At 47.4% G+C, this 15,956-nt stretch carries 12 protein-coding genes and 1 CRISPR repeat array; of the genes, 3 read left to right on the top strand and 9 right to left on the bottom strand.

Annotation, left to right across the window (positions count from 1 at the left end):
* Positions 1 to 114: 114 nt before the first annotated feature.
* The 5 genes from ABUE30_RS11395 to ABUE30_RS11415 form a co-directional block, all read right to left on the bottom strand.
* Positions 115 to 1,146 (bottom strand): LacI family DNA-binding transcriptional regulator, encoded by a 1,032-nt coding sequence (locus ABUE30_RS11395; RefSeq protein WP_408623904.1) that lies wholly within the window; start codon positions 1,144 to 1,146, stop codon positions 115 to 117.
* Positions 1,143 to 2,609: an inositol monophosphatase family protein gene (locus tag ABUE30_RS11400; RefSeq protein WP_408623905.1), complete on the bottom strand. Its 1,467-nt coding sequence runs from the start codon at positions 2,607 to 2,609 to the stop codon at positions 1,143 to 1,145. The genes ABUE30_RS11395 and ABUE30_RS11400 overlap by 4 nt, the downstream gene beginning before the upstream one ends.
* 52 nt (positions 2,610 to 2,661) lie before the next feature.
* On the bottom strand, positions 2,662 to 3,771 hold the full coding sequence (locus tag ABUE30_RS11405; protein ID WP_408623906.1) for an ABC transporter substrate-binding protein: 1,110 nt from the start codon (positions 3,769 to 3,771) through the stop codon (positions 2,662 to 2,664).
* Between the two features lie 67 nt (positions 3,772 to 3,838).
* Positions 3,839 to 4,942, bottom strand: coding sequence for an ABC transporter ATP-binding protein (locus tag ABUE30_RS11410; RefSeq protein WP_408623907.1), 1,104 nt, complete (start codon positions 4,940 to 4,942; stop codon positions 3,839 to 3,841).
* Between the two features lies 1 nt (position 4,943).
* Complete coding sequence (locus tag ABUE30_RS11415; protein ID WP_408623908.1) at positions 4,944 to 6,770, bottom strand: ABC transporter permease; 1,827 nt, start codon at positions 6,768 to 6,770, stop codon at positions 4,944 to 4,946.
* Between the two features lie 369 nt (positions 6,771 to 7,139).
* Here ABUE30_RS11415 and ABUE30_RS11420 point away from each other — a divergent pair, with 369 nt between their 5' ends.
* The 3 genes from ABUE30_RS11420 (at position 7,140) to ABUE30_RS11430 (ending at position 9,071) form a co-directional block, all read left to right on the top strand.
* Positions 7,140 to 7,319: a hypothetical protein gene (locus ABUE30_RS11420; protein ID WP_408623909.1), complete on the top strand. Its 180-nt coding sequence runs from the start codon at positions 7,140 to 7,142 to the stop codon at positions 7,317 to 7,319.
* Complete coding sequence (locus tag ABUE30_RS11425) at positions 7,316 to 7,513, top strand: hypothetical protein (RefSeq protein WP_408623910.1); 198 nt, start codon at positions 7,316 to 7,318, stop codon at positions 7,511 to 7,513. Before ABUE30_RS11420 ends, ABUE30_RS11425 begins: the two co-directional genes overlap by 4 nt.
* Before the next feature lie 364 nt (positions 7,514 to 7,877).
* Positions 7,878 to 9,071, top strand: a complete 1,194-nt coding sequence (locus tag ABUE30_RS11430) for a hypothetical protein (protein WP_408623911.1) — start codon at positions 7,878 to 7,880, stop codon at positions 9,069 to 9,071.
* Positions 9,072 to 10,052: 981 nt separating this feature from the next.
* Positions 10,053 to 11,879: a CRISPR direct-repeat array (repeat unit 28 nt; unit sequence TTTCTAAGCCGCGTGCTCGGCGGCAAAC).
* 130 nt (positions 11,880 to 12,009) lie between these two features.
* Here ABUE30_RS11430 and cas6f read toward each other — a convergent pair.
* The 4 genes from cas6f to csy1 are packed head-to-tail and all read right to left on the bottom strand — an operon-like array spanning position 12,010 to position 15,953.
* Positions 12,010 to 12,609, bottom strand: a complete 600-nt coding sequence (gene cas6f, locus ABUE30_RS11435; protein ID WP_408623912.1) for a type I-F CRISPR-associated endoribonuclease Cas6/Csy4 — start codon at positions 12,607 to 12,609, stop codon at positions 12,010 to 12,012.
* A 10-nt stretch (positions 12,610 to 12,619) separates the two neighbouring features.
* The gene (gene csy3, locus ABUE30_RS11440; RefSeq protein ID WP_408623913.1) at positions 12,620 to 13,648 is read right to left on the bottom strand and encodes a type I-F CRISPR-associated protein Csy3; all 1,029 of its coding nucleotides are present in this window, start codon (positions 13,646 to 13,648) and stop codon (positions 12,620 to 12,622) included.
* 32 nt (positions 13,649 to 13,680) lie between these two features.
* The gene (csy2, locus tag ABUE30_RS11445; protein ID WP_408623914.1) at positions 13,681 to 14,661 is read right to left on the bottom strand and encodes a type I-F CRISPR-associated protein Csy2; all 981 of its coding nucleotides are present in this window, start codon (positions 14,659 to 14,661) and stop codon (positions 13,681 to 13,683) included.
* Entirely contained in the window at positions 14,658 to 15,953 is a 1,296-nt protein-coding gene (gene csy1 / locus ABUE30_RS11450) for a type I-F CRISPR-associated protein Csy1 (protein WP_408623915.1), read from the bottom strand. Before csy1 ends, csy2 begins: the two co-directional genes overlap by 4 nt.
* Between the last annotated feature and the right edge of the window lie 3 nt (positions 15,954 to 15,956).

The raw sequence follows: 15,956 nt of genomic DNA on the forward strand, positions 1-15,956 counted from the left end.
AATTTAGCGCATGTTTGATAGGCGGCTGAGTAAATGAATCAGCCGTTTATTGAATGCACATAATGAATTGAATATTTAAATAGCTTTGATTGATTTATCGATATAATAGTTCCTCTATGGGTTAATAGCCGAGGGTGAAATACGGACGGTTTTTCGCCAAACTGGTTTGGCTTGAAATAAAGTTGTTTTATGCTCGCGTGGTAAATCCGGCGTGTTTAATAACTGGATAATAGCGGATGCCATTGTATTTAAAGGCTGAGCAAAGGTGGTGAGCTGATAACCCACCCAGCCGGCTTGTTCAATATCATCAAAGCCGATAACACAAATATCTTCCGGTACGCGCAGACCAAATTCATGGCGGGCCACATCAATAAAGCCGCAGGCAATAAGATCGGTGACACAAAAAACGCCATCGGGACGATTGCGCCCAGCGAGTAACTGACGGGCCGCCGCCGCACCAGTCTCATAGCAGGTTGGGCCGGCGCGCACTAACTGAACCTCAGAGTCCGCCTGAAATGCTGCCTCTAGAAATTTCTTTTCACGAATGCGAATACTTGGCGATTGCGCGCACGACGAGAGCATTGCAACCTGCTCACACCCCGCGCGGCTTAACATATGATAAGCGTCCGCCATGGTGGTGGTGTAATCGATCCCAATATGATCGGCCCCTTCAAATTGGCCCATGCGGTTGATTAAGATCACCTGCTGCCCGCTTTGAAGGCAGTTTTCAATTAACGAAGCCTGCGGCGAGCCGGATAATACAATGGTGGCCGCTGCTCGATAGTGCAAAGTTTGCTTTAATGCTTCATTGGCACTGTGTTCACCGCCGGCGGTGTTAATGACCATCACGGCACGCTGCGCTTGCTGCATGTGTTGGGTAAGCTGGTCCAACAAGCTGGCCTGATAGGGGGCACTTAAATTCCCCCCCAAAATACAAATAGGGCGGCTGGCCTGCTTGGATAAACCGCGGGCGAGCATATTTACATGGTAGTTTAGCTGCTCCGCAGCGGCTAACACCTTACGGCGGGTTTCTACCGAGACGCTGCTGCCAGGGGTAAATGTGCGAGAAACCGCTGAGCGTGATACCCCGGCAAGCGCTGCAACGTCAGCAGCCGTACTGATATGCGGCTCGTTTTGCTTACTCATTGGCCAACCTCGGGTGATTTTGGGCCGCTGAACGGGAGATTGCCCATTGCCTGGTGCATCTTAATGGCGTGCTCGGCTAACGCTCTTAGTTCAGGTTTGGGCGCTTCTACCCACTCATTTGGGTGCAACTGGCGACGCTTGCGAATCAGCGCAATTGCGGCATCAAGGGTCGGGTAGCGCTGCGGGTATTCAAGGTGTAAGAAGAGCGCAACCAAAATCACCGAACGACTGCGTCCCCCACGGCAATGAACCAAGATATTGCCATGTTCGCGATTGCGATATGAAGGTTTATCGGGCAGCTGTTGCAATAGCGCTGCGCGCATCATTTGATACCCGCCATAGAGTAGCTCGGGAGGGTTGCCTGCGCCGTCAATCAGCCCTAATTTATAGTAGCGGATTGCACCACTGCCATGGCGAATCAACTGCGGAGGGACATGCTCGGTGGGATATTTAACCCAGTCGATATCTAAATTGACCGCGCAGTTGATGACCGTGGTAATTTGGTGCTTTTGTAGCAATGCTAAATCGGTTGCCCCAGTTGAGCCGGAGATATACAGATCCACACCCAAATTCGGCAGATCGGCTTGGATCAAGCTTATTGGGGGCAGAGGGTAGTGTTTTTTGGCCCCATTAGGGAGCCTCTCATCGGCCAATGCCACTGCTGGCTTTAACAGTGGAATATCACAGATATCCGAGAGGGTTTGCGCCACTATTGGGCAGGCCGCTAAAATGGAACCTCCGCTGTAGATGGCCTCTAAATTTTCTGGATAACGACCCGTTTCACCGCCTGCTTCACTGACCAGTAATAGCCCAGCTAAACAGTCCCACGCATTCATATGCAGCTCGATGTAACCGTCAACGCGTCCTTCGGCCACCCAGGCTAGGGCTAATGCTCCTGATGCCCCGCGGCGTACGTTCGCGCCTTGGTCAAGCATCTGCGTCATGACATCCAAATAGCGTTGCTGTGAAACGCGAGTAGACCAACCCAGCTCAAAGGTGGCGCAGTTAAGTGCTTCAGGACAAGCAACCTGTAAAGGCTGGCCATTTTTTTTCGCATAATGGCCGCGCCGCGTTTGATAGAGCTCACCGGTAGCAGGGTTATAAATTGCACCAAGTTCCGTTTTGCCATCGAGTACAAAGGCAATCGCGATACAAAAATGGGCAATCCCGCGAGCAAAATTAGCCGTGCCATCGATGGGGTCAATCACCCACAGCGCCGCAGCGTTTCCAGAGTGTTCACCGGTTTCTTCACCAAAAATCTGGTCATCGCTAAATTGTTCATGAATCGCTGCGTGGATCTGCAGCTCTACCAAACTATCGGCTTCGGTCAAATAGTCCTGATCCCCTTTGAGGGTAAACTGGCCCGCTGGGCGAGCGCGAAAATGCGCTAAAGCGGTTTCACCTGCGGCCAAAATAATATTTTTAAGGGCTGCTTCGCGCAGCTGAATGTTGTGATTATTCAAGTTCTGTTCCTTGCCTCAAGGGGCGTAGTGCTGAGTGCGATCCGCCTAGTCATTATTGCATGTAGCTTAAGTTCCAAAGATCTTGCCAATCTTGACGATGCTGCCAATCTGATTTGGCGGTATTGATATCAAAAACCATTAATTGATGACGATATTTGCCAATGCCGGACGCTTCATTAGCCGGCAGTTTGACCTGTTGGTTGGTCGACATCTTGCCGTCAACGCTTTGCGGGGCGATCCCTTGCTGGGTCAATACATAATGGATAAACAGTTTTGCTGCGGCTAAGTGATGAGTGCCTGAAGCGATCAGACCCAGAGTTGGATAGTTCCAACCGATAAATGGTTTTAATCCATTACAAATGCCCAATTTCATACCATCTTTGTTTTTTCGAAATTTGGCGCTTGAGATGATCCCCACAAAATCTTGCTTGGCATCTGGTGAGCCAATGGCCGCTGCCGCATCGGTATCTGAATGGGTGAGCAGTGGATGGTTGGCCGCTAAGCGCTTCACAAATAACGCTGTAGCACTGCTGCTATTAGCTGGGAGCGCTTTGCCAAATTGCTGACGATAGGCTTGACGCATCTGCGCATCATAATGGGTTGCCATCTGGTTGAACCAGTCGGTATAGGCCGGTTTTGCCGTTGGATCTTGCATGGCAATATGACCGCGCCATTGAGGCAGCGTTAGCTGCCAGATATTAGTGATGGGGCAGTGCCGGTGGTGAGCCGTATTGTAACTAATAATATTGGGCGCTAGTACCACTGCCAGTGGGTTTTGGTAACGCTTAGCAATATCATGTTTTAAACCGGCTGGCAGGTAACTCATGGCCGCACCACTGCCGATTAACTGCACAATGGCGGCGGGGGTATCTTCGACTAACGCTACATCGGTTCGAACATTATGTGCTTTTGCTTCGCGGCTCATGATCTCTATAATTTGCGGCGCTTTGGCTTTGACCCCGATGGCATGAATTGAATATTTTTTGCTGAAATTTTTTGCCTGCGTGACGATTTTGCCGGTCGAGGCATAAATAGTCAGCGAGCCTTCTTGTTGCGCGGCCTGAATCAGCGCTGGTAAGTTGGTTGGCGTCGCGTGGGCGAGGTTCGCTCCACCGAATAGGGCTGTGATGGCCATCAAACTGGTTTTCAATGAGCGGTTCATTCAATGTTCCTTTTGGTCAATAACACAATGGATTTGTTTGCGCATGGCGCAGAACGGTTCTGCTGGTTCAACAGGCTTGTTGGGTGTCTGCATTGACTTCGCTAAAACGATGGCATGTACCGTCCGCATCAAAAAAATGCAGCGCGTCATCAGGAAATTGGCAGAAGACTAGATCACCGATCTGCCATTGAGGGTGCAGTTGCGTGGAGTAGTGCAACGGTTCTGCGCCGTTGCTGAGCTCGATAATCCAGCTGCCACCTGTTGGGATAATGGTGGTGATTTTCATCGCGAGCGCATCGTATGAACACTGTTTATTTAAGATCAGCGCTTCTGGGCGAATACCACATGAGTCGATCTGCTTGGGCAGGTGAAAGCGTTGCTGTAGATGCTTCGCTAATACCGATTCAGGCTGGTTAAGATTGATCTGGTTTAGTTTTGGACTTCCCATAAAATCGGCAACAAAACGGTTGACTGGCAAGGCATAGATCTCGTGTGGGGTCCCGACTTGTTGCAAGTGCCCTTCGCTCATCACCGCAATAGTGGTGGCCAGTGTCATGGCTTCCCATTGGTCATGGCTGACAAAAATGATGGTTGTGCCGAAGGTTTCATGAATGCGGCGCAGCTCAGCGCGCATCTCAAGGCGTAGCGCTGCATCAAGGTTGGATAGCGGTTCATCCAGTAGCAATACATCGGGGTTGACCGCCAGCATGCGCGCTAACGCCACGCGTTGCTGTTGGCCGCCAGAAAGCTGCGCTGGATAACGCTTGGCATATGGGGCGATGCTGAGCTTATTCATCACATCTTGGCTGCGCGCTTTGATCTCATCGGCGGGTAACTTTTTCACTTTTAGACCAAAGGTAATGTTTTCAGCAACGCTCATGTGTGGCCAAAGTGCGTAACTTTGAAAAACCAGACCAATATTGCGTTTTTCTGGCGGGATAAAACACCCCTGTTCCATGGAGTCGACGACTCGTTCACCAATGGCAATCTCGCCTTGGCTAATCGGTTCGATGCCCGCAATCATGCGCAAAATGGTGGTTTTGCCACAACCCGAGGGCCCCAAAAGACAAAGAAACTCACCGTCTTTGACCTCTAAGTTCAGATTGTTCACGGCAGGGCTCGCCGCGCCGGAATAGGTTTTAGTGAGATTTCTCAAATGAATCGCAGGCATGTTATTTCTCCAACCCTTCTGCAAGGCTATTACCCGTTATTTTTCCAATCAATGCGGTACCGCCCCAAGCGATTAGAGCGATCATTAAGACCACGGCATTAGCGGCTTGGTCGTAGTTGTAATCGAGTAGCCGCAGCGAATAAGTTGATAAGACATCGGTGGCAGGGATAGCTAAAATGATAAACAAGCTGACCCCTTTGATGCCGGAAATAAATGGCAAGACAATGCCGGTGACCAAGGGGGCAATTTGAATGGGCACAATAATGCGCGTGATGCGTTTGATCCAACCTGCGCCGGCAATGCGCGCCGCCTCTTCACTCTCTTTGCCGAGCTGTGTCATCGCCACAATTCCTGAACGGCTGGCGTAGGGCATTTTTTCGGCGATAAGTGCAATAATCAGTAAAGCAGGCGTGCCATACAGCGCGGGGATGGGCCCGTGCGAGACCGCGAACAACGACAAAAACGCCGCTGCAAAGGCAATTCCCGGAACCAGATAGGGTAAAAACGTCACCTGACGAATAAACACGCTGATGCTATGCACCGAACAGCGCATCACCGCATAGCCAACCAGCAGCCCTAACACCCCCGCGACAACCGATGCTGAACCAACGATAACAATAGTATTGCTGACGGCTCGCCAAAAATCATGGCTGAGTAAAATGCCGTTATGCATGGCTACTGTGTCAAGATGATGACCAATCCAAAATGCCAAGGTAAAGTTGCTCGGGTTAAAGCGGCCCGGCACCAACATAATGGTAGATAAAAACAGGGTGAGTAGTGGGATCACCACGCTGATCAATACAAAACAAAAGGGCAGTAGTGCGGCCCAATAACGCCAACGACCCAGATTAGATTGACGCTCTATGGCGCCTTTACCACCCACGGTGATAAAGCGTTTAGCTTCGCGCACCATTTTGACATCCAATAATAAGGTGAGTACTCCCATCAACATGATCACGGCTGAGAGCACCGCTGCGACCCCGTTTTGCCGTGAATCTAACGCGCGATAGAGCTGGGTCGAGAGGGTATTAAAATGCACTGGTAGGCCTAAAATATAGGGGATAGCAAATTCACCAATGCAATCGGCAAAAATCAGCAGCGCCGCTGACAAAAGAGCTGGACGCATCAGGGGTAGGATAATCTTCAGGGCGATAGTGCGCCGAGGTGTACCCAAAATCAGCGCGCAGTCTTCCAACTGGCTATCGAAACGCTTAAGCGCATTACCCACAATCAAAATGACCAACGGGGTAAAGTGTAGCGTTAAAATAATCACCAATGGCACATAGCCATAGGCTAATGCGTCAGGCGTTTGAATGCCCAGCGCACTTAACCAGCCCGGCTGACCGCCGACCAATGCGTTTTTAAAAATGGTTTTCCAAGCGAGAGCAAAGGTCCAAGAGGGCAACATAAAAGGCACAATCAGTGCGCTGACAAACCAGCGTCGCCCCGCCATATTGGTGCGCTGCACCAGCCAAGACAACGTCACCCCAATCAGCAACGTCGCGCAAACGACACTCAGCGCTACCGCTAAGGTATTCACGAGTGGTGTCCACAATAGCAGTGTTGACATCCGCGAGGCCAAAGTGCGAATTAAGTAATAACGACTCCATTGCCCAGCCAACACATGGGTATGCATTTCATCACCGGTATGCGCGATGATCGCACTGAGTAAAATAGAAATGACTGGCGCAACAACTAGGTAGGTAAACAAGCAAACTAATATAACGCCGAGCCAATTAGCCGGTTCATGACGAAATATTGCAACCATGTGCTTGAGCCGCATGCGATAAGAAACTGTCGATAATGGCGCATTTCTTAGGGATTTCATAAGCTATTCGTCAATGATGATGCGATTTAATGGAGCCATCTTAAGGAAGGTTTATGACAGTGAGATGAACTGTTGCACCTATGTGCAATGAAGGTTTTATGACAATCACACGGGGCTGATTGGCACAAGCAAGGTCAGGTTGTGATTTTTGAATCGTAAGGAATGATTAAAAAATAGGGAAGGGGTGAGGCGGTGAATTGGTCAGACAGCCTGTTCGCTACGTCTTGGGGATGTTGGATGGTTTCATTTCAACCTAAATGTTCAACGTAGCCCGGTAGCAGCGCAGCGAATGCCGGGAGATGGCGGTCGTTTACCCGCAATGGCGCAGGTTTTAAGTGGTTTTTATCGGCTAGTTTCCCCAGATTTCACATGCGTTACATCCGAGGGACATCGAGCCTTGTTCAAACCGAAAACGCCCAATGTAGCCCGGTAGCCGCGCAGCGAATGCCGGGAGATGGCGGTCGTTTACCCGCAATGACGCAGGTTTTAGGTGGTTTTTATCGGCTAGTTTCCCCAGATTTCACATGCGTTACATCCGGGGGATATTGAGCCTTGTTCAAACCGAAAATGCCCAATGTAGCCCGGTAGCAGCGCAGCGAATGCCGGGAGATGGCGGTCGTTTACCCGCAATGGCGCAGGTTTTAAGTGGTTTTTATCGGCTAGTTTCCCCAGATTTCACATGCGTTACATTCGGGGGACATCGAGCCTTGTTCAAACCGAAAACGCCCAATGTAGCCCGGTAGCAGCGCAGTGAATGCCGGGGATGTGATCAGAGTAGTGAAACGAGATTTCGGCATTAGGGCTCGGTAGTGAGTGAACGTATCCGAGCCGATCGTAAATTCTCCGTTTTGTTCCATTGAATTGCGCGGCAAAGTCTTTAATAAGGATGAAAACCATAGCTTTTTTGATTTTTATCATTTACTTTGGTTCTTAAAATTGTCTATGAAATGCATGACTTATTGGATACATGACGCCACTAAAAAGAGTTGATCATCTAGAATGTTTCGGTTGATGACCTCAATATTAATCCATCAACAATGAGGATTAATACAGACGAATGGCCGAAAAAGGAAGCAAAGCACACAACACCACTAAAGAGGGGTAAAAATGAATACGCAAGTCAGTCAAAAAGGCATTAATAATCTTAATTTAGGTGAGCTCACTCACTTTAACTTTGATTTCGGTGAGTCGACTCACAATACAGAACCATCGAGTCAATGTTATGACATGTCAAAGTATATCGGTTTTATAACATCAGTCGAAGACGAAAATGCAGCCATTGAACACAACACAAACTTGATGCTTACAAAATTTCGGAAACTTTATTATGATTCATTTGGCTGGAATGAGTTTCTCATCCCAGAAACAAGCCATGTTGCTACATTTCCCCAAAGCCAATCCACACAAAACATAAAACATAGCCATCAAGTCAATTTAACCAATAATGATTTATACGATGTCGCGCATATCTTCGCTATTTTAGATGCAAACAACCACAATGGCCCATTTACACCAGTCCCCGAGAGTATCATTAACTCGAGTTATTGGAATGATCTCAAAGATATTGTTCCTGTTGTTCAAGACAGGCTAATGGCAGCAGGCTGGCTTGGTGATCTGTCAGAAATAACAGGGGAAATATTTTTAAACAGGAAAGATATATCTAAGCTACAAAAAGATCAGAAAAACGAAGAAAAACAAAAAATCATCAACCAATTTGGCGCTTATTATAAAACCTTAGCCAATGTCGATGGTATGATCATGGCAGGCAATGCCACCAATAATCAATATGAAGGCAAAAAAGTATCTGAAATATTTGAGAGCTTTTATGGTGGCGGTTCTCTACCTGGAGAACGAAGCCAATTAAAATCATCTATTTATTTGAAATATGGTGAATCAATTGGGTTACAAAATTGGAATGGTCATTGTTTCGAAAATAGTGAAGATTGGCTAAAAAAACAAAAATCTAATTTACAAACATGTACAGCGTTCTATGTGATGAAAAAGATAGGATTAGATAATACCACCACCACCCAACAAATCGATTTAGAGAGCTTACAATGCGATCTAAAACGTTTCTCGGAAAGCCTAACCGAACAAGATAAAAGAAAGGGTTTTGTTTCACAGGCATTAAATGACGAAATCAATCAGACTTCCTCTATAGGAAAAATACCATCAATCATTAAGACCTGTGTTTTAATCTGGAATGGTTTTTATAATCATGTGATGTCATTAGATTCTATCCTTTCATCTTACTTAGATGGGCTTTCTCAGGCCATCATTAACACACAAAAAGCTAATTAGCTCATAAAAATGTCACTAAAAATGATAAACGAATGGGTTGCCATAGGTACTGTTGTAACGTTATATCCATGCAGCTCATTCGATTCTATTGAACATGACTATTACGGTGTGAATATCATTTGCCAATGATAAAAACACGTTACAAAGCCCCGCATATTGCTCATCCATTAAGCTGCCTGTTGTAGCCCGGCAGTCGCGCAGCGAATGCCGGGAATGAAATAAGTGTGTGCGAACAATCCATCCATGGAGCGGCTTACATCGGTCATCCATGACCTCACTTCCTCAGGCTGCGAAACTTATCTTTCGGTCCTTCGTCACCTAAGCTGCCTGCTGTAGCCCGGTAGTAGCGCAGCGAATGCCGGGGAATAAAATAAGTGTGTGCTAACAATCCTTCCCTGGAGCGGCTCACATCGGTCATCCATGACCTCACTTCCTCAGGCTGCGAAACTTATCTTTCGATCCTTCGTCACCTAAGCTGCCTGCTGTAGCCCGGTAGTAGCGCAGCGAATGCCGGGGAATGAAATAAGTGTGTGCGAACAATCCTTCCCTGGAGCGCCTCACATCGGCCATCCATGACCTCACTTCCTCAAGCTGCGAAACTTATCTTTCGGTCCTTCGTCACCTAAGCTGCCTGTTGTAGCCCGGTAGTAGCGCAGCGAATGCCGGGGAATGAAATAAGTGTGTGCTAACAATCCGTCCATGGAGCGGCTCACATCGGTCATCCATGACCTCACTTCCTCAGGCTGCGAAACTTATCTTTCGATCCTTCGTCACCTAAGCTGCCTGTTGTAGCCCGGTAGTAGCGTAGCGAATGCCGGGAATAAAATGAGTGTGTGCTAACAATCCGTCCATGGAGCGGCTCACATCGGTCATCCATGACCTCACTTCCTCAGGCTGCGAAACGATGTTTCGATCCTTCGTCACCTAAGCTGCCTGTGCGGCAGTGAACCGACCGCTAACTGGACTCAGCCTCTAAACGGTTTTCTAAGCCGCGTGCTCGGCGGCAAACAGGATTAATTATGAAAAGCGAAGATTACAATATTTCTACCGCGTGCTCGGCGGCAAACAATGCAGCAGCTAGATGAGTGTCAAAGAATTGTTTCTAAGCCGCGTGCTCGGCGGCAAACTATAAAAAATACAGTAAGTTATATATTAATAATTTCTAAGCCGCGTGCTCGGCGGCAAACATCTTGCGTGATGTCGGCCTCGATGTGCTTGATTTCTAAGCCGCGTGCTCGGCGGCAAACTCTGGTGTGCAGAGATGCCAGAGAACGAGCAATTTCTAAGCCGCGTGCTCGGCGGCAAACCCATCAATGCCTTCGTCTGTCTGTGCAATCTTTTTCTAAGCCGCGTGCTCGGCGGCAAACAATTACTATCATTAGTTGAATTTATTACTTGTTTTCTAAGCCGCGTGCTCGGCGGCAAACAGCAACCATCGGGGGTATGAGCATATCATTATTTTCTAAGCCGCGTGCTCGGCGGCAAACTCCACCCGTCTGATGGGTCTAATGCAGCCAATTTTCTAAGCCGCGTGCTCGGCGGCAAACGCGTATGTTTAACAAATTTGGCGAACTCCCAATTTCTAAGCCGCGTGCTCGGCGGCAAACGAAGTGCGTTAATCGTACTACTGGTAGGATTTTTTCTAAGCCGCGTGCTCGGCGGCAAACAAATCCAGAAAAATTTATTCATGACCTAGATTTTTCTAAGCCGCGTGCTCGGCGGCAAACATAAGCCAGCTATCGACGGCCCCCTCTACACTTTTCTAAGCCGCGTGCTCGGCGGCAAACTAGGAAAGAACATCAAGAACAATTTAGATATTTTTCTAAGCCGCGTGCTCGGCGGCAAACGAGTTTGATTCTTTTGATATAAGTCACTATTGTTTCTAAGCCGCGTGCTCGGCGGCAAACTTGATATCGGTGTGTTATCCCTCTGCCCGCGATTTCTAAGCCGCGTGCTCGGCGGCAAACGCGTAGTGAATGCGCGCCTCCTTATCTTTGGTTTTCTAAGCCGCGTGCTCGGCGGCAAACGATATTTACTCAAATAATTTTTAGCATATTCTTTTCTAAGCCGCGTGCTCGGCGGCAAACGATTAGTCATTAATGCTGTGGCATGTGAAAAATTTCTAAGCCGCGTGCTCGGCGGCAAACGTTTTCGCTAATCACTCGCTGGAAAACAAACATTTCTAAGCCGCGTGCTCGGCGGCAAACGTTCGGTTCGAGGAGTGATTAATTCATCGTCGTTTCTAAGCCGCGTGCTCGGCGGCAAACTAGATTTAGTATTTTCTATTGCCGCATAGGCATTTCTAAGCCGCGTGCTCGGCGGCAAACAGTGTCAGCGCAAAATCGCAATCGTTACTACTTTTCTAAGCCGCGTGCTCGGCGGCAAACAATGTTGATTGCATGGTATCAAAGGCAATTGTTTTCTAAGCCGCGTGCTCGGCGGCAAACTTATAACATGACTCTAATTGAATTTAACATATTTTCTAAGCCGCGTGCTCGGCGGCAAACGTGGGCGCTCTGTTGGGCGGTGGTGCTGTGTGTTTCTAAGCCGCGTGCTCGGCGGCAAACTAATATATGCTGTGGTGTCGTTTTCTACGTCGTTTCTAAGCCGCGTGCTCGGCGGCAAACAATGTCCATTTTAATCGTCCTAAACAACAAATTTTCTAAGCCGCGTGCTCGGCGGCAAACACGAGCCAACTCCAGAAGCAGTTGAGCGTAATTTTCTAAGCCGCGTGCTCGGCGGCAAACTTGTCAATCCTTTAACTGCATCAACCCCGACTGTTTCTAAGCCGCGTGCTCGGCGGCAAACTATAGTGTATTAGCAAAAAAATAAGTTACAACATGTAGTTAGGTAAAAATAAGAATTTTTACCAATGTTTTTTCTGTGTATTGTAACTTACTGTTTTTAAAAGATATTTTTAAAGAGCTAATTTTATTGGTTAAAACTTAGGTAAAACACCTTCTGCACTGAGTCCGTAGGTGTTGAACATGACGCTGTTGTTCGACGGTACGGCCTCTTTTCGAATGATGCTCATACAAAACTCATTATCGCTGTGTAGGCTTTTCATTCGAATAAAGGGTAACGCTTTGTCTTCTTTCGGCATTTTATAGCCATCGAAGTATTGAAGCGCTTGCTCCAACGTTGCGTTATGGCGCTGCATACGGCGTTTAACGTGCTTGTCAGGCGATCCGGATTTACGGCGACGATTAAACGACTCATAACCTATGACGTTACTCGGAACGTCGGCGATGCTTTTCATGTGAACATAGTCTTCAAGCCGATTTAACCATTTGCCAAGATTCAAACGCTCTAGGTCATTTTTATCGTTGGCAAACAATCTAAGCTTGTTGCCAACAAACCCCGTCTTTTCATGTTCTCTTGGTTGGTATTTGGGGAAGCTCACCGCTACGGGCACTTGCTTTTTGTCGTCTTGAATTTCGACGAGGGCAAGGTGCACTTGCATCATGAGCTTGGACCACAAAAAGTGAACGCCAATGTCGTCACTGGGTAGCAAGGTTATGTCGATGTAGTGTTTCATAACTTGCTCCTTATTTATCGCTCTCTCCAAAGACACCGCCACGAACCAATGTCGCCATGACATAGTGCTCATCTTCTGCTCGGTTTAATGTTTCACCGCGAGCCCATCCATCAAAGAAGGTATAAAAATCTTGCTTGTCTTTTGGTGTACGGAAGGCTTTACCAAGGTTGGTAACGGCGCCATAAGGTTCAACGGCGATAGGGCCAACGGACAATTCTGGATCCGCATAGTCAGAATACCAAGTGTCGATGGTGCGCAAAGCATTGCCCAGTTTTTGAGAGTGCATTGCCGCTACCTCATTAACATGGTAGAGAATTTTACTCTTTTGACCTTTGCCTTTGTCTAATACTAGCTCTTCGCTTGGGTAAACCTCTTGAGCGCGGCCCATCAGTGCAAAGCAGCTGATTTCAAGCAAGATAAAGTCGTCTTCACTCGCTAACGCTTGGGCGATAATGTTGGCAAGCTGATCGATGTTGGCATCTTGGGTGTCAAAGTGGCGAGTGCTGATTTGAGTGGCATCAAATGTCCATGACTCATTGATGGTGCTATTTTTCGCGATGACATTCACTTCAATTTTTTCAGCGCCAACACGGTTACGCCATAAGAAACGAGCATTGGCAATATTGGTTGCGTAGCGAAGCGCCAATTCGGTGAACCCATGTTTTTCTATATAGGCATTGGCCGCTTCGCTATAACTTTTCTTAAAATTCGCATTGTTACAAGCTGATGGTTTGGCAATGCCACCCAACACTTTAACAGTAAATTGTAGGTTCAATGTGTCTTGGTCTAGATCCAATGAACAGGCATCCACTCGTTGTAGATTGGCTTTTTCCACTTCGGCATTGAGCTTGGCAGGGTCATTTTTAACCGCTGCCTTTAATCGATTTGAAATAGTGCCTCGTACCGATTTTTCCTTTAATGCTAACGGCGAGATTTGACTGCGATCAGCCCAGGTTGCGCCATACATATAGCCATCGCTTAGCACTAGTTTTTTCTCAAATGCCAATACGGAAGCCGTGTTGTTGTCATTTTTAGCCATGATAAATATCCTTTTTTTAGTGGTTCGGTTAATTAAAATTCTGAATCGTCGTCTTCATCGGCAACCAATGCTACCGATGATAAATGCGCATGAGACGTTTGATAACAAAGGTAGGCATCGCCCTCTGTGTGGTAACGCCATAACATGTCTTCTATTCTTTTCAGTCGATGGGGCATTTTAAACTCCCCTAAGGTGACCATGCTTTCCGCGAAACGGTGTGGCACGTCTGGGTCGCGCTGATTTTTTGCTTCGCCTAGCTCGCTAATGGCATGAAAGCCTGTCGCGATGGGAACAAGCCACCCTGCCGGTTTGTCATTGACCAGTTTGCGATGTCTACGCCATTCGATGGTTTCTTTGTTTTCCTCGTCTATTAGACGATCACAAGAGTGGTGTATCGCTAAATAATCAATAAGCGCTTCGATGGCATCTACCCCATTTCTCATGGCGTCTACCATGAGTTCTCGTCGCTCAATCAAGACATACCCTGGCATCAAGGCGCGTTTTACTTTGTTCATGTCTTCATCATTGCCTTCTTCACACACAAGGCAAAATGGTTTCTTAAAGCCTTGTATGTCGCCACCCGCTATTTTCATGTGGGCGTTGAGCAACTGGGTGACGGCGGCAAGAAAGTCTTCTTGTTCGTCAATGGTGATCTTATCGAATTGAATGACCAAGCTGACATCAAGGTGGCAACGAGCCTCTTCGATGAAAGACGATCTCGCGCCTGTTTTATCCAGCGGGTTGCCCGTGCCAATAATGGAGTGGACGAAGTCATTTTCACCTTTGTGGGTTTGCAGATTAAGTTCATGGCAGACAACGCCTGTCGAGATAAAATCGACGGGCATGCTTTTCCCATTAAACTGCCTTCCATTAAGTTGTCGTTGCAGTGCGTGAACGGCCCCAAGCCATGCTGTCATAGCGGGAAAGCCGATGGTAAATGGGCTGGATAACGCATTGGCATTGTGTACGCGCAAGTGCGGGATCATTAATAGCTTCTTGATTTCTCCACTCATCGCAGTGCCTCCTTGTTATTTGCGGCTACTTTTTCCATCTGGCGATACTCAGCGTTACCTAATTTGATGGCTTTTTTACCAAGCATTTTTTCGTAGCCATAGAATAAGTAAGTGGTAATCGATGCGACGATTTCATCTAGCCAATCGTCTGTGGTTTCTCTTAGCATTTTTGTTTGCTCGCATAGCCAAGTGGTTTGCGTTTTGCTTAGCTGGCTTGCTGTTTCTATGTATTGCTCGCTTGATATCGCTCGCACTTGCCACATCTTTTCGATGAGATGATCAATAATCTGTTGATACAGCTCGTCTCGATCAGCCCGAACATGCATGTTGTTCTCATTATGCTTATAGAGCGTATGCAGCCGATAAAATTGCTCTTTGCACTGGAAGTAATTCACACTTTGTTGGAAAAAATCGACGGTAGGAAAATGCGTATGACGATTTTTTAAAGCAGGAGGCACACTCATTAATAGATGCGCTTTACCGCCATTTTGATTATTCAAAACGCTGATATTTTGCGGCTTGGTACCGCCATAGCCGATGGTAGTGAGATCGTATATTTCACGAAAACTGTCGTGATATTCGTCTGCTTTTTTCTTTTCTCGGGCAAGCTTGATCTCCTCGCCAAAGCGCATGGTATCGAGGCGCTGACGCAGCTCAAAAACGATGCCGGATGCAGTTAATAACGACAGCTGGTGATATTCGGTTTCGCCTTGCTGCTTGAATACAGGAAAATACACTTGTTTGATTTTGGAACTGGTGATCACTTCATCATCGGCTGCTGACATGGCTAAAAAGCCTTGTTTTAATGCCTGATAACTGAGGTCTTCATCGGCATTTGGCAAGGTGAGCAAGACTTGCGCTAATGCTGAGTCTTGCTCCAAATGTTGCAGCACGCTTTGTCCATCGTCGGTGATGAGCGTTAGAAACTTGTATACATCAAGAGCGGCAGCATTACCAAGGGCATCCGCCGCTACGGCGACATTGCCTGTTCGTAAAAAACCATCATTACTCTTTTTCCCATAAAATATTACTGGGTTCACAAATGTATAATTTTTCTTATTCTTATCTCCTATTCCTGTACTCGGGTGGCTGAACTTACTAGGGTGTGTCGAGATAGACATTTGCCCGGCTCTTTTGGCCGCATTCGGCAGCCAGTTTTTTAGTGCAAACACACTCTCGCATTCTTGCTCTTTTTCTTTGACTTCCAGTTCTGACATGGATGTGCTCAGGTTTTTCTTTAGCCAAGCGGCTTTTCTTTCTTCAAAGAAAGCGTCTATCGCTGAATCCTGCATATT

Origin of the sequence: Celerinatantimonas yamalensis (assembly GCF_046054155.1) — a bacterium.
Taxonomy (GTDB): Bacteria; Pseudomonadota; Gammaproteobacteria; order Enterobacterales; family Celerinatantimonadaceae; genus Celerinatantimonas; species Celerinatantimonas yamalensis.